Here is a 14,884-nt window from a genome sequence, read left to right on the forward strand (position 1 = left end):
CTGACATGAAAATTGCGGTGACGTTGTCCCGTTGACTGGTTGCCCTGGCGGTCGTCGTTTTGAGGCAGGATTATCCGGTGGGTTGCAGGGGCGCGAGGGTCACTTGGTAGCCCAGGGCTTCGAGCTGTCCGATCGCGCGGGCCTTGGTTTTGGCTGGTGCTTGCAGCCTGAAGTAGTCGGCGCCGGCGTCTTTGTAGAGTTCGCCGGTGGTGAGCATGTGCCAGGCGGCGGTGAGCATGGCGTGTTCGACCGCGACGAGGGCCTTCATCGGTCCGCGCCGGGCGGCGAGGCGGGAGTACTTCGCGGAGAAGTAGGTGTTCTTCGAGCGTGCTGCCGAGAGGGCGGCGATTCCGAGGGCTCCTTTGAGGTAACGGTTGCCGGGGCGTGTTTTGGTGGACTTGACCCGTCCGGCGGATTCGTTGGATCCCGGGGAGGTGCCGGCCCAGGAGGCCAGATGTCCCGCGGTGGGGAACACTGTCATGTCGGCGCCGGTTTCGGCGATGAAGATTTCCGCGATGGTGGTGCTGAATCCCGGGATGCTGATCAGGAGCTCCCGGGCGAAACGAAAGGGCGCCATCGCCTCCTCGATCCTGGCGCTCAGGTCCTCGATATCTGCGGTGTGGGCATCGATCCGGTGCAGGTAAAGTTCTGCCATGTAGCGGTGGTGGCTGCTGAACCTGCCGGTGAGCGCGTCGGTGAGCTCGGGGATCTTTGAGCGCATCCTGCGCTGGGCGAGGTCTGCCAGAGCGGCCGGGTCCTCTTGCCCCTCGATCAGTGCCTGCAGCATCAGCCGTCCCGAGACCCCGGTGATGTCCGAAGCCACCGAGGAGAGCTTGATGCAGGCGTCCTCGAGGAGCTTCTCCAGCCTCTGGATCTCCCGGGTCCGTTCCCGGGTGATGACGGTCCTGGCCCGGGTCAGGTCGCGCAGTTCACGGATCGGCGGCGGGGGCACGAACGAGGCCCGCACCAGCCCGTGGGCGCCGAGGTCGGCGAGCCAGGCAGCGTCGGAGACATCGGTTTTGCGGCCCGGGACGTTCCTGGCGTCACGGGCGTTGACCAGGATGACGTTCAGTCCCTCGTCCTCGAGCAGGTAGTAGAAGGGACGCCAGTAATCACTGGTCGCTTCCATCACCACCAAGCCCACCTGCTCCTTAATCAGGTGCTCCTTCAGGTCCAGGATCTGGCCGGTCATCGCACCCCACGTGGTGACCGTCGAGACGGTTGACCTGGACCCGCGGCCCTGGACACGGACGCAGACCTTCGCGTCCTTCTTCGAAATATCAATACCCGCGCACCGCGGGTGGATCACTTCCATCTCGGATCACCCTTCCCAGTCATTCCGGCAGGAATCAAGGTGCATGCGTTCCGGGGAAGGCGGATAAAACAACAAATCTGACATTCGTGCTCAAAGGCAACAGTCCACGGTCCCGCGGACAACAAAGCTGTGCCCTCCACCACCAAACTAGCCGACAGGCTCACCGGCACCATAGACGAATCGGGGTCGACCGAAACACACACATCAAGTCTGTCCCCTGAGCGGCCGCCAGCACCAGATATCCCTGGGAACAGACCTGACACGGCCAAATTTTCCGTCCCCACGGCGGAGCGAAGCGCCCCTCAGAAACTAGCGAGTGTTGCCGGGCAAGAAGGATGAAAGACTGGACCAGGAATAGGCACATCTCACGGAGGTAAGCGTGGCAGAAGCAGACCAGGTACAGGGTTCACAGGCGGTCTACCGCAACGGCCAGGAGATCGAATGCTGGCTGACAGACATGGACGGCGTGCTCGTCCACGAAAACCATGCCGTCCCGGGGGCTGCCGAGCTGATCCAGCGCTGGGTGGACACGTCCAAGCGGTTCCTGGTGCTGACCAACAACTCGATCTTCACGCCCCGGGACCTGGCCGCCCGGCTGCGTGCTTCCGGGCTGGAAATTCCCGAGGAAAACATCTGGACGTCCGCGCTGGCCACAGCCCACTTCCTGAAGGACCAGGTGCGCGGTTCCGGCTCCGGGAACCGGGCCTACACGATCGGCGAGGCAGGACTGACGACGGCGCTGCACGAGGCCGGCTTCATCCTCACCGACCAGGACCCGGACTTTGTGGTGCTCGGCGAAACCCGGACGTACTCCTTTGAGGCCATCACCATGGCCATCCGGCTGATCCTGGCCGGAGCCCGCTTTATTGCCACCAATCCGGACGCCACCGGCCCGTCCAAGGACGGTCCCATGCCCGCGACGGGGGCCATTGCGGCCCTCATCACGAAGGCAACCGGCCGGGAGCCGTACATTGTGGGCAAACCGAATCCCATGATGTTCCGGTCCGCCATGAACCAGATCGATGCGCACTCCGAGACCACGGCGATGATCGGGGACCGGATGGACACCGACATTATTGCCGGCATGGAGGCAGGCCTGCACACGGTGCTGGTCCTCACCGGAATTACGCAGCGCGAAGACATTGCCGCCTATCCGTTCCGGCCCAACCAGGTGCTGAACTCCGTGGCCGACCTGAAGAACCAGATTTAGAAGACCGCCACCTTCGAGCCGCCGCGGGGCAGCGGGAAAAAGTCGTCCATCAGCCGCTCCACGATGGGCCGGTAGATGAGCGGATTCCAGCCGGGGCTCGCGTGCGCCGGCAGGGCACCGTCCGTTTGCAGGTCCGTGGAGACCATCTGGGGTTGGAACGCTGCCGACCACGCGTCCTTGGCCGTCGGGTAGCGGACCGTGCGGTCTTTCGGGTTGCCGATATACGCCATCCGCGTGCCGCCGAGCTTGTCCACAAACCGGTTTCCATCGAAGTGGTAGATGTAGGCCGACTCGGACTGGATGAGCACACTGGACGGGGCGATCGGGGACAACTGCTCCATGGTCTGGTCCAGGATCTGCCGCCAGGTCCGCTCGTCCTTATGGATGACGCGCTCCCCCAGTTCGTAGCTGCCGCGGACCACCGACGGGACCCGGAAGCCGTTCTCGTACAGGAACACCACGCCGTCGAACCAGCTCTCATCCAGCACGTCGCTCCGGCTGTAGGGGCTGGAATCCAACAGGATGAAGTCGACCTCCACGCCGTGGAATTCCCTTAGCCGCGCGGCCACCTGGGTGGCCACCATGCCGCCGAAGCTGTGGCCGTAGAAGAAAAGCTTGGTAAGCTTTTTCGCCCGGACATGCTCGATGACGGCGATCACCACCTCATCAATGTCCAACCCCTGGTTGGAATAGCCGACGGCGGCAAGCTGGCCACGCTTGTTCAGCGCACCACGCATGACGTTCAGGATCCAGAGCGCCTCTTCCCAGCTGGTCTTGTAGCCGGGGAAGAGGAACCAGCTGGCGTTCGGGTAATAGGCGTCGGCGAAATCGTCCGCGATCTGCAGGATCCTGGTGACCCGCCGTTCCGCCTGGATGCGGCGGGTAACCAGCATGTCTGCTGCCAGCAGGGCAGAGGCACCCGTTCCGGCCAGGAACCCGCGGCGCGAAAACCGCTTGAGTACGGCGGCACTGGCAAGCAGCCGGGCTTGATGGGCACCAGGCTGTTCCTGCGGATCTGTTTCCTCGCTGTACGACACACCTCTACCGTAGCCACAGCGGAAGCCGCCGCTGCAACCCGGGCCTGGGGCAACCCTGGCCCGGAGTCGCGGCCCTACTTGCTGCGAGAGGCCGGACTAGGACAGGCCCAGCTCGTCCTTGCCGAAGGCGAACAGGTAGGGCACACCGGTCTCGGCTTCGATTCTTTCCTTGGAGCCAGTGTCCCGGTCCACAATGACGGCCACGGCAACCACGTTGCCGCCGGCCTTCCGGACACCCTCAACAGCGGTGAGTGCGGAGCCGCCGGTGGTGGACGTATCCTCCAGCACCAGGACCTTGCGGCCCTCAACCGATGGGCCTTCAACTTGGCGGCCCATGCCGTAGGACTTCTGGGCCTTGCGGACCACAAACGCGTCCACGGTGCGGCCGGCGTCCACGGCGGAGTGCATAACAGCGGTGCCCACGGGGTCAGCACCCATCGTCAGGCCACCTGCGCACTCAAAATCGATTCCGGCGTCGTCCGTCAGTGCCAGCATGACCTGGCCCACCAGCTTGGAGGCCTCATGGTGCAGCGTGATGCGGCGCAGGTCGATGTAGTAGTCGGCCTCGGCACCGCTGGAGAGGATCACCTTGCCGCGGACCACGGCAAGTTCCTTGATCAGTTCCAGCAGGCGGGCACGGGCAGCAGTGTTGGAAGCAGCATCAGGGGTGGCAGTCATGGTCTCCAGTTTACTGGAGGCCTCGACACGGAAATGGCCCTGTGACGCAGAAAAGGAATGGCGCTACGCGTATCCGCGTAGCGCCATTCCATCTGCGAGTCGTCAGCCTAAAACCGCAGCGATAACCCTAGAGCCGGGTGTCGAAGGATTCGCAGAAGACATTCTGGTTGAACGTCCCCTGGAACTCGGACTTGCCCATGATCTTCTCGATGGTGGCCCGGATAGCCTCCACGGTTCCCGCATGCGCATGGATGGCGGTCTTGACCATCGGCACATCGATGAGGTGGTTGGGCTGGTTCAGCGACACAAACACTGTGGGAACCTCGGTGACGTACCACGGGATTTCCGCGGCCATCGGGGTGGACCACTTGATCCGGATGGCCGCTTCCTGGGCGAAGCCCTTGACGTTGGCGAAAACAAACGCGGCGTCATACTTGTCCGCGTAGTCGCCTGTGGCTTCCTCAGAGATGACGGACATGAAGTTGATGCCCGTCTCCCCCGCCGATTCGCGCTGATCGGCGGTTTTGAACAGGTGCACCTCGAAGCCGGCTTTCTCCAGCTCGTCCTTGACCGTGTCCAAGTAGGCCAGCGGGTCCGCCCGGGTGAAGTCCGAGCCGGCCGAAATGCCGTACAGGCGGATCCGTTTGTGCGTCTCCGGCCGGATGGGCAGGTTGTTGGCGGTGTCCTTGACCAGGGTGACGGTCTTGTCCGCGATCTCCGCGGCCACGGCACGGTGCTCCGCGCTGCCGATCTTTGCCAGGGCTTCCACCGGAGGAACCAGTTCGTTGCGTGCCTTCAGGTGCAGCCCCAACGAGGCCTTGAGGGCCAGGATGCGGCGCAGGGCGTCATGCAGGCGCTGCTCGGTGATGACGCCGGACTTGTAGCCGTCCAGCATGTACTGGAAGTCTTCGTCGGCGTTGCGGAAGAACAGGAACATGTCGCAACCGGCGGCAATGGTCGCGGGAACCAGGTCCTTGCGCTTCATGGCCTGGGTGAGCCCGATCATCTGCGAGGCGTCCGTGAGGATGAGCCCGTTGAAGCCGAGTTCGCCGCGCAGCAGGTCCTGGAGCAATTCCGGGGACAGGGTGGCGGGACGGATGTCCTTGTCCGCGAGGCCCGGGCGGAAGTGCCGGGAAAGCTCCGGCGCACCGATGTGCCCGATCATGATCGACTGCACGCCATGCCCGATCATTTCGCGGTACACGTGGCCGTACGTCGTGTTCCACTCGTCGTAGCCGAGAGTGTTGTAGGACGTGACCACGTGCTGGTCCCGCTCGTCCATGCCGTCGCCCGGGAAGTGCTTCATGGCACAGGCAGTGGGCGATTCACTGATGCCGTCGAAGTACTCCTTGGCCCGTTCCACCACGATCTCCGGCGTGTTGCCGAAGGCCCGGGTGGAGATGACCGTGTTCCGCCAGTTGTAGTGGATGTCCACGATCGGGGCGAAGGCCCAGTTGCAGCCCAGGGCGGCGGTCTCCACGCCGGCAACCTGGCCCATTCGGCGTGCGATGGACTTGTCCGGGTGCGAACCTGCCTGCAGGTGCGTGGACACGAATGTGCCGTCGTCGCAGCTGCCTGCACCACCCATTTCCGGGTTGGACGCCACCAGCAGCGGCACCTTGGACTTCGACTGCGCGTGCCGGATGTGTTCCTGCACGGCAGCGGACGGGCCCGGCCGGTAACGCATGCCGCCCACATGGAAGTTCTCCAGCACACCGTCGAGGTACTCCGGGGAGTAATCGTTGTTGTGGTTGATGAACAGCTGCCCGATCTTTTCCTCAAGCGTCATCGATTCCAGGGTGGTGTTCACCCAGGTGACCGCTGCATCGTCGAGGTTGAACGGCGCGGCCTGGAGGTCGACGTCGAACTGGCGCCCCGGGGAGCCAGCGGCACCGGCTGCGGCAGTTCCGTTACCGTGGGCGGAGCTTCCGACGGCGGCAGTCACCGCAGCTGCGATGCCCGCCAATGCGTCGGCCACGACCTGGTCCACTGGGCCGGCGATGTCAACCACAATGCCTGCCTCATCGGCTTCGAGCGCTTCGAGGGTGGCCAGCTGGGATTTCAGCAGGGCTGCCGGCATGAAGTGTCCTGAGCGTCCTTCCAGCCGCGACCCGAGTACTTCTTTGCCGCCGTGCAGATGCAGGAATACCGTGTCCGGCGCCTGGGCGCGGATGGCGTCGCGGTAGCTGCGGCGAAGAGCAGAGCAGGCCAGAACCAGGCCGCCCTTGGCGGCTGCCAGCTCGGAGCCCACTGTGGCGAGCCACGGCCAGCGGTCCTCGTCGGTCAGCGGAGTGCCAGCTGCCATCTTGGCGACGTTCTCCACAGGGTGGAGGGAATCGCCGTCGAGGAACTGGATGCCCAGCTCGCGGGCCACCAGGTCACCGATGGTGGTCTTGCCGCAACCGGAGACGCCCATCACGATGACGTGGGGACCGGCGGCGCCCACCGTGGAGGGAGAAGTAGCGGCGGTCACCAGTCGTGCACCGTTCCGTCTACCAGACGGTTGTACGGCAGGTAGGCCTGCTGGTACGGGTAGGCTGCCGCGGCTTCCTCGTTGAATTCGACGCCGATGCCGGGCTTGTCGCCCGGGTGCAGGTAGCCGTCCTTGAAGGTCATGGACTGCTCGAAGACCTCGTTGGTCTTGTCCGAGTGCTGCATGTATTCCTGGATGCCATAGTTGTGGATGGCCAGGCCCACGTGCAGCTGGGCGGCGAAGCCCACCGGGGAAATGTCCGTGGGCCCGTGGAAGCCTGACTTGATCTGGTACTGGGCGGCGAAATCCATGACTTTCTTCAGCGGGGAAATGCCGCCGAAGTGGGTGGAGGCTGCGCGCACGTAGTCGATCAGCTGTTCCTTGATCAGGGTCTGGTAGTCCCACACGGTGTTGAAGATTTCACCGATGGCCAGCGGGGTGGTGGTGTGCTGGCGGACCAGGCGCAGGCCCTCCTGGTTTTCGGCCGGGGTGCAGTCCTCAAGCCAGAAGAGATCGTACGGTTCCAGGGCCTTGCCGAGCTTGGCGGCCTGGATGGGCGTCATGCGGTGGTGACCGTCATGCAGCAGCGGGATTTCGGGGCCGAACTCGTTGCGCACGGCTTCGAACACGGTGGGCAGGTGGCGCAGGTAGGCGCGGGTGTCCCAGTCCTCTTCCTGCGGGAACGCGCCGCGGCCGGCGGGTTCGTAGTCGTAGCGTTCGCCCGAGGCCTGGGCCTGGGCGGCCACACCGTAGACGGCCTTGATACCGGGGACAGCTGTCTGGATGCGAATGGACTTATAGCCCAGTTCCAGGTGCTCACGGACGGAATCGAACAGCGATTCAGTGTCCGCGCCGGAAGCGTGGCCGTAGGCGCGCAGGCCGTTGCGTGAGGCACCGCCCAGGAGCTGGTAGACCGGCATGTTCGCCATCTTGCCCTTGATGTCCCACAGGGCCATGTCCACGGCGGCGATGGCTGCCATGGTGACCGGCCCGCGGCGCCAGTAGGAGCTGCGGTACAGGAACTGCCAGGTGTCCTCGATCCGGTGCGGATCCTTGCCGATCAGCAGCTGGGCCACGTGCTCTTTGAGGTACGCGGCAACAGCCAGTTCGCGGCCGTTCAGGGTGGCGTCACCGATGCCGGTGACCCCGTCGTCCGTAGTGATGCGCAGGGTCACGAAGTTACGTGACGGGCTTGTCACGAAGACTTCAGCGGCAATGATTTTCACGGCAGATCCTTTCGGGGACTTCTGGTCAGTTGGTGGTGCTGGACGTTAGTGGCTGGCGGTTTTGCCGGCGCCAACCGGCGTGCCGGCGTCAGTGGTGGTGCTGGTTTCAGCCGGCGTGCTGGCGTCAGCGTCGTCGCCGGCGCCCATAGTTTTGGTCCGGCGTTCCTGGATCTCCTTAAGGATTTCCGCGTGCTTGGCGTCGGTCAGCGTGTACTTGGTCATAACCAGTACCGCAAGGATAGTCAGTACGGCAGGGATTGCGCCCGCGGCAATCTGAATGCCGAACAGGGCCTCCGCGGTCTGGGCCGCGCCGGACTTGTAGCCGCCCAACGCCAGGGCGTATGCCGCCAGGGCGCCGCCCACAGCCTGGCCGGACTTGCGGGTGAAGGAGAACAGCGCATAGGTGATTCCCTCGGTGCGGACACCGGTCCGCCATTCGCCGTACTCCACCGTGTCGGCTTCCAGGGCCCACACCACGATGTTGACGGCAAGGACACCCACGAGGCTGATCACGAGGCCGGTAAAGCCCATCCAGACCTGGCCGGTTGGAGTGACGAAGATGATCGCACCGCCGATGACAGTGACCAGCGAGGAGTAGATGTAGACGCTCTTCTTGCCCACGTTACGGACCAGCTTGGGCATAAAGGCGGCCAGGAAGAAGGTGAGCGCAAGCTGGATAATGGAGAGCACCGGGTAAAGGTCCAGGCGGCCCAGGACGTCGCGCAGGTAGTACAGCTGCACGGAGGTCAGTGCGAGGTAGCCGGAGAGGAAGAAGAACGAGCTCAGGCACAGCATCAGGAGGGGCTTGTTGCCTTTGAGCGTGTCCACGCTCTGCTTGAACGTCACCTTCGGGACGGCACGATGCACGCGTTCCTTGGCGGTCAAAGCTGTGAAGAAGTACAACGCCGCTCCGATGACCACAAAGACCAGGGTGATGGTGGTGAACATCGACTGGAGGTCGGCGCCGGGTTTGATCAGCGGGGCGACGAAGATGCCCAGGGCGGAGCCCACCAGCAGCGCGCCCACCATGCGGGCCGAGCCCAGTTTTGCGCGCTCTCCCGGATCCTGCGTCATGGCGCCGGCAAGCGAGCCGTACGGGATGTTCACGAGGCTGTAGGCAAGACCGAGGGCCGCGTAGGTGACGTACGCGTACAGCAGGGTACCGGATTCACCGAGCTGCGGAATCGAGAATGTTGCCACGCTCAGGAGGAGCAGCGGGATGGAGCCGAACATGATGAACGGGCGGAACTTACCGAAGCGCTTGCTGTAGGTGCGGTCAACGATCCGACCGGCGAAGACGTCGGCGAAGGCGTCAAAGAGCCTTACTACCAGCAACAGGGTTCCAGCGGCTGCTGCGGAGATACCGGCAACATCGGTGTAGTACACCAGCAGGAACATGGTGGCGGTGGTGAAGGCGAGGTTGTTGGCTGCATCGCCGGCGCCATAGCCGATGATGCTGAGCTTGTTTAGCTTTTTCATGAGTTGGGGGCTCCTTTACCCTTACCGCCGTGTGTTTCTCGTTGCCTGTAATCCTAGTCACTTGGCAATAAAATGGCAAGCGGTTGCCATAAATTTCTGTTGAAGCTTCACAAAACAGAAACTGCCCGGTCCAGGTTCCCGGACCGGGCAGTTCGTATAGCAAATAGTCGGTCAGCCGTTGCTGGCGCCCGCAGTGAATGTGCCCAGCAGGCGGGAAACCAGCTCCACTACGGCGTTGTCCGCAGCGACGGCGGGATCCACCAGCGCCAGGACCGCCCGCACGCGCTCCGCACCTTCCAACTGGTTGGCTGCGGCCACCTCAGTTGCCAGCGGATCGTGGAACGTCTCCGCCGCTGCGCTGAAATCAATCCAGGCCGCGATCATCAGTGCTGCGGCAGCACCGGACCTGCCCTGGGCCCGATCGGCCAGCAGGACAGGCACGGCGCGCATGCGCAGCTTGGTGCTGCCGTCCATGGCGATTTGGGCCAGGTGGTGGGCAATGCGCGCATTGCTGAAACGGGCCAGCAGGGCAGCGCGGTACGCCGGGATCTGCAGGTCCGCGCCACCGGCCGCGGCACCCGACAGGTTTGCCTCGGCCTCATCCCAGAAGCTTTCGACCGCGTTCAGGCACTGCGGGTCCGCGAGGGCCTGCGCCACGGTGGTGTGTCCGCGGAGCTGGCCGGCGTAGGCCAGCAGGGAATGGGCGCCGTTCAGGAGCCACAGCTTGCGGTTCTCGTACGGCTCGATGTGGTCAACAAAGACCGCGCCGGCATCCTCCCAGCGTGGACGGCCTGCGGGAAAGTCGCCGCTGAGCACCCAGTTGGTGAACGGCTCAGCCACTACGGGCGAATTGTCGCGGTAGCCGCAGGCGGCCTCGACGGCGGCGATGTCCGCTTCCGTGGTGCGCGGGGTGATGCGGTCCACGGACGTGCTGACAAAGCTGACGTTCGCCTCGACCCAGGCCGCCAGCTCGCCGTCCCAAGCCTGCGCCAGGCCCGCCACCGCGTTGCGGGCTACCGTCCCGTTGTTGGCGAGGTTGTCGCAGCAGACCACGGCGAGCGGCCCGGCTCCGGCAGCCCGGCGCGCGGCGAGCGCGAAGACAAGCCGGCCCAGCGGCGTCGAAGGGCTTCCGCTGCCGGAAGCCAGCAGCGCAAGGTCGCTGGCGACGTCGGGCGCCGTAGTGTCCAGCTGCCCGTCGGCACCGAGCCGGTACGCCGCTTCGGTGACCGTCAGGGTGACAATGGCGGTGGCCGGTGCCGAAACGAGCTCTGCGAGTCGCTCCACGTCCGCGCCGTCTACCGCTTCAACGATACTGCCGACGACGGCGAACGAGTCGCCGCTGTCAGCGCGCTCCACGAGCGTGAAGAGGCCGTCCTGCTTGGCAAGAGCCAGGGCAGCATCCGGGCGGCGGCCGGTGAATGCGGCGATGCCCCAGTCGGCGGCGTCGCTGGCCTGGCTGGTGTACCAGGCCTGATGCGAGCGGTGGAAGGCCCCTAGTCCGAGGTGGACGATCCGCACCGGCGGCTTGGCGGCGACGTGCGTGGTCCGGTTCAGCTGCGGCAGGGATTCGGCCGCCTGGACTCTTGCGTCCGTTTGTTCGATGCTCACAGTTTGAAAACCCTTCGCGGGGAGGAATCGACGGTGTCCACGATGATTTCGTGGGCACGGTCTTCACTGACGCGGTGCTCAGCCACGAGGCGGGCCAGGAAGGAGGCCTCGATCCGGCGGGACGCATCGTGGCGGGCGGGGATGGAGCAGAAGGCCCTGGTGTCGTCGATGAAACCAGAGGAGCGGGAGAACCCGGCCGTTTCGGTCACGGCGGACCGGAAGCGGAGCATGGCATCCGGGGCGTCCAGGAACCACCAGGGCGCGCCGAGGTAGACGGACGGGTAGAAGCCGGCCAGCGGTGCGAGCTCGCGGGAAAAAACGGTCTCGTCCAGCGTGAACAGCACCAGGTGGAAGTCCTTGGCCGTGCCGAAGTCCTGCAGCAGCGGGCGGATGGCTGCCGTGTAGTTGGTGGCGAACGGGATGTCGTGGCCGGTGTCCGCTCCGAAGGCCTCGAACGTCGGCGTGTGGTGGTTCCGGAACGAACCCGGGTGGATGGTCATGACCAGGCCGTCCTCGACCGACATGCGACCCATCTGGTACATCATGTGCGCCTCGAAGGTGTTGCGGTCCCCGGCCGTGGCCTTGCCGGCGCGGGCGAGCTCGAAGATGCGCTCGGCTTCGGCGCGGTCCAGCTTGAGCGTTGCCGGGGTGGCCACACCGTGGTCTGCCGAGACTGCGCCGTGCTCCACGAAGTAGCGGCGGCGGTTTTCCAGGGCGGTGATGTAGCCCGCGTAGCCGTTGGCGCCGTCACCGGCGGTTTCAATCAGACGGTCAACGTTGGCGCTCCAGGTGGGGTGCGCAATGTTCAGGTAGGCGTCCGGGCGGAACGTGGGCAGGACGCGGCCGTTGAAGGTGGCGTCCTCGGCGATGGCCTCGTGGCTGGCGAGGTTGTCCAGGGGATCGTCCGTGGTGGCCAGGACCTCAATATTGAAGTCCTTGAAAAGCTGGCGGGGACGGAACCCGGGCTCTACGAGTTTGGCGGCGATGGCGTCATAGCTGGCATCAGCGGACATCTCGCCCAGGTCTGCGCCCAGATTGAAGACACTGTCGAACTGATTGCGCAGCCAGTAGCCGGAGGCCGTGCCCTCGAAGAGCGGCCAGGCAGCCACGAACGTGCGCCAGATTTCGCGTGACTCGGGCGCGGTGGGACCGCCGGCCCCCAGCTTGTCCAAGGAAGCCCCGTTGGCATGGATCAGGCGCGTGACGTAGTGGTCCGGACTGACGAGCAGCGCTGCCGGGTCAGGGAACGGCGTGTTGTTCTCGATGACAGCGGCATCAACGTGTCCATGCGGGGAGATGATGGGGAGGTCCTGGACTCGCGCCAGGAGGTCCCGCGCAATGCTGCGCGTTCCTGGGTCGGCGGGCAGGAGCCTGTCTGGGTTGGCAGCAATCGACTGTGACATAGATCAATAATCTGCCTGGCGCAGAGTTTTGTCAACCGGTTGCCATAATTTGCCAGGGGCTTGAATCAGCCCTGCCGGGACTCACTTCGTGGGCAGGATCCTACCGCTGGAGCCGCGCAGCACCAGCTCAGTCTCGACGCTCAAGGTGCCGGCCTGTTCCCCGCTTCCGTGAAGAAAGTCCAGCAGGCGCTTGGCGGCTGCCTCGCCGCACTCCCCCAGCGGCGAACGCACGGTGGTGAGCGGTGGCGTCGTGAAATCTGCGCCGAAAATGTCGTCAAAGCCAATGATGCTGATGTGGTCAGGCACCACTACGCCGGCAGCCTGGAGCTCCTGCATAAGCCCGATGGCCAGCAGGTCGTTGTATGTCAGGACCGCCGTGGCGCCGCTGGCGCGGACATCACGCGCAGTCTTCCGGCCGCCGTCGACCGTTGGTTTGGTGGACTCGAGCCGCACTGCCTCAAGCCGGGACCAGTCGCAGGCTGCCTGCACACCCTCCCACCGGCGTTCGGACATCCAGGATTCCGGCGGCCCCGCCACATAGGCAACCTTCGTGTGGCCGTTGGCGGCCAGGCTGCGGACCGCCTCGCTGATCCCCTTATTGACGTCCGGCACCACGCACGGCACGCCCTTCACTTCGCGGTTGATGACCACCACGGGCTTGTCTTGGGCCAGGGCGCGGATGTTGTCATCGTCCATGCGCGGGCTCGCCAGAATAAGGCCATCCACGGTGGCCATCAGCCGCCGGGCGGCAGTCAGTTCAGTTGCCGCGGACTCCGCCGATTCGGCGAGCACCAGCGTATAGTCCCGGCTTGTTGCCGTGGTCTCGGCGCCGCGGATGATGTCAAAGAAGGTGGGGTTGGTAATGTCCGCGACGATGAGGCCGAACGTATTGGTCTTTCCTGTGGGAAGGGCGCGCGCGAACGGATTGACCTGGTAGTTCAGCTCGGCAGCCGCGTCCTCGATGAGCTTCTGTGTTTTGGAGCTGACCCTGCCCGGCTTGCTGAGCGCGCGGGAAACGGTGGACGCATTGACGCCGGCCAACTTGGCGATGTCATAGATGGTCGCGTTGGATTTGCCGTCGCGGCCGTGCTTTTTGCCCGAGCCAGCTGGTGGGGCGGCGTCCGGCATTTGGGGTTCAGTCACCGCCCCATCCTAACGATGAAACCACTCAAGCAGGTGGCAGCTGTGGCCGTTTTGATGGTCCAAAACGGCCACAGCTGCTACTCAGCTTCGCTGCTTGCCCGGGAGGTTACGTGCGCTGCGCGAACTTGCCCTCTTCGGCGATGCGCTTGTTGAGCTCGGCGAGGAACTCGTTCTCGTCGAAGTCCAGTCCGACTTCCTTGCCGGTCCAGGCTGAGAGGTGGATGGCGTTGGCCAGGCGGACGCCGTTGATGCCGTCCGAGCCCGGAGCGAGCAGCGGCGTGCCGTCCAGGATGTTGGCAGCGAAGTTCTCCAGGACGCCTGCGTGCTGTCCGCCCCAGACGGACTCGAACTCAATGACCTCGGTGGTGTAGTACTGCTCCGGGTTCAGCTGGCCCATGAAGAGCTTGCGGACATCGTCCATGTCCATGCCGTCGCTGAGTTCGCGCTCGGGCTTGTGCAGACGTGTAACCGTGGCGGTCTTGCTGCCTTCGACGACGATCTTGCCCTGGTCCCCCAGGATTTCGAAGCGGTCGGTGCCGGTCAGGTCGTGCGTGGCGGTGACGAAAACGCCGGTAACGCCGTCTCCGTAATCGACTACCGCGGTCACTTCATCTTCGACGGCGATGTCGCGGCGGAAGCCGAACGAAACCTTGGAGTAGACGGACTTCGGCACGCCGCAGATCCACTGCCAGAGGTCCAGCTGGTGCGGTGCCTGGTTGACCAGGACGCCGCCGCCCTCGCCGCCCCACGTCGCGCGCCATTCGCTGGAGTTGTAGTAGCCCTGGGGACGCCACCAGTTGGTGATGATCCAGTTGCTGCGGCGGATGGCACCGATCTCGCCGTTTTCGACGATTTCCTTGAGCTTTTTATACAGCGGGTTATTGCGCTGGTTGAACATAATGCCGAAGGAGAGCTCCGGCTTGCTGGCAGCGAACTCGTTCAGTTCCTTGACCTGCTTGGTGTAGACGCCGGCCGGCTTCTCCACCAGCGCGTGGATGTTGCGCTTCAGAGTCTCGATGCCCATTTCGGGGTGCAGGAAGTGCGGCACGCAGGTCACCACGGCGTCAACGACGCCGCTTTCCAGCATGGCGATGTAGTCGTTATAGAAAGGTGCGTCCGGGTACGTGGCAGTGGCCAGTTCCTTCTTGGCCGGATCGGTGTCGCAGATGGCTCCGATCACCATGTTGGGGACCATTCCGTCCGTGATGAACTTGGCGTAGGCGCCGCCCTGCTGGCCCAGCCCGATGATGCCGAGGCGTACTTTCTTGCTCACAGTCATTTGTCCTTTTTCGTTGGTTGGGCTTGTCGAAAA

The 14,884-nt window shown here is 64.4% G+C and carries 11 protein-coding genes; 1 reads left to right on the forward strand and 10 read right to left on the reverse strand.

Annotated features, from left to right (window positions below):
• Positions 1–70: 70 nt before the first annotated feature.
• Entirely contained in the window at positions 71–1,315 is a 1,245-nt protein-coding gene (locus DAD99_RS06100) for an IS110 family transposase (RefSeq protein WP_193340777.1), read from the reverse strand.
• Between the two features lie 379 nt (positions 1,316–1,694).
• Between DAD99_RS06100 and DAD99_RS06105 the strand changes: the two genes are divergently transcribed.
• Positions 1,695–2,525, forward strand: coding sequence for an HAD-IIA family hydrolase (locus DAD99_RS06105; protein ID WP_185262434.1), 831 nt, complete (start codon positions 1,695–1,697; stop codon positions 2,523–2,525).
• Here the strand turns inward: DAD99_RS06105 and DAD99_RS06110 are convergent.
• The 9 genes from DAD99_RS06110 to DAD99_RS06150 all read right to left on the reverse strand — a co-directional run bounded on the left by DAD99_RS06110 (position 2,522) and on the right by DAD99_RS06150 (position 14,851).
• Positions 2,522–3,562 carry an alpha/beta hydrolase gene (locus DAD99_RS06110; RefSeq protein ID WP_185262433.1) on the reverse strand — a complete coding sequence of 347 codons (1,041 nt, stop codon included), beginning with the start codon at positions 3,560–3,562 and terminating at the stop codon, positions 2,522–2,524. The genes DAD99_RS06105 and DAD99_RS06110 overlap by 4 nt on opposite strands.
• A 96-nt stretch (positions 3,563–3,658) precedes the next feature.
• Entirely contained in the window at positions 3,659–4,240 is a 582-nt protein-coding gene (pyrE, locus tag DAD99_RS06115) for an orotate phosphoribosyltransferase (protein ID WP_193340778.1), read from the reverse strand.
• A 127-nt stretch (positions 4,241–4,367) separates the two neighbouring features.
• Complete coding sequence (locus DAD99_RS06120; protein WP_193340907.1) at positions 4,368–6,656, reverse strand: gluconokinase, GntK/IdnK-type; 2,289 nt, start codon at positions 6,654–6,656, stop codon at positions 4,368–4,370.
• 53 nt (positions 6,657–6,709) lie between these two features.
• Positions 6,710–7,939, reverse strand: a complete 1,230-nt coding sequence (gene manD, locus DAD99_RS06125) for a D-mannonate dehydratase ManD (RefSeq protein WP_185262430.1) — start codon at positions 7,937–7,939, stop codon at positions 6,710–6,712.
• A gap of 45 nt (positions 7,940–7,984) precedes the next feature.
• Positions 7,985–9,418, reverse strand: a complete 1,434-nt coding sequence (gene uidB / locus DAD99_RS06130) for a glucuronide transporter (protein ID WP_193340779.1) — start codon at positions 9,416–9,418, stop codon at positions 7,985–7,987.
• Positions 9,419–9,589: 171 nt separating this feature from the next.
• Positions 9,590–11,026: a mannitol dehydrogenase family protein gene (locus tag DAD99_RS06135; protein WP_309233211.1), complete on the reverse strand. Its 1,437-nt coding sequence runs from the start codon at positions 11,024–11,026 to the stop codon at positions 9,590–9,592.
• The gene (uxaC, locus tag DAD99_RS06140; protein ID WP_193340780.1) at positions 11,023–12,429 is read right to left on the reverse strand and encodes a glucuronate isomerase; all 1,407 of its coding nucleotides are present in this window, start codon (positions 12,427–12,429) and stop codon (positions 11,023–11,025) included. The genes DAD99_RS06135 and uxaC overlap by 4 nt, the downstream gene beginning before the upstream one ends.
• Positions 12,430–12,510: 81 nt before the next feature.
• Positions 12,511–13,572: a LacI family DNA-binding transcriptional regulator gene (locus DAD99_RS06145; RefSeq protein ID WP_309233212.1), complete on the reverse strand. Its 1,062-nt coding sequence runs from the start codon at positions 13,570–13,572 to the stop codon at positions 12,511–12,513.
• Between the two features lie 106 nt (positions 13,573–13,678).
• Positions 13,679–14,851, reverse strand: a complete 1,173-nt coding sequence (locus tag DAD99_RS06150; protein WP_227007729.1) for a Gfo/Idh/MocA family protein — start codon at positions 14,849–14,851, stop codon at positions 13,679–13,681.
• Positions 14,852–14,884: the final 33 nt, after the last annotated feature.

It is taken from the genome of Pseudarthrobacter sp. AB1 (assembly GCF_014926485.1).
In the GTDB taxonomy this organism is placed as follows: domain Bacteria; phylum Actinomycetota; class Actinomycetes; order Actinomycetales; family Micrococcaceae; genus Arthrobacter.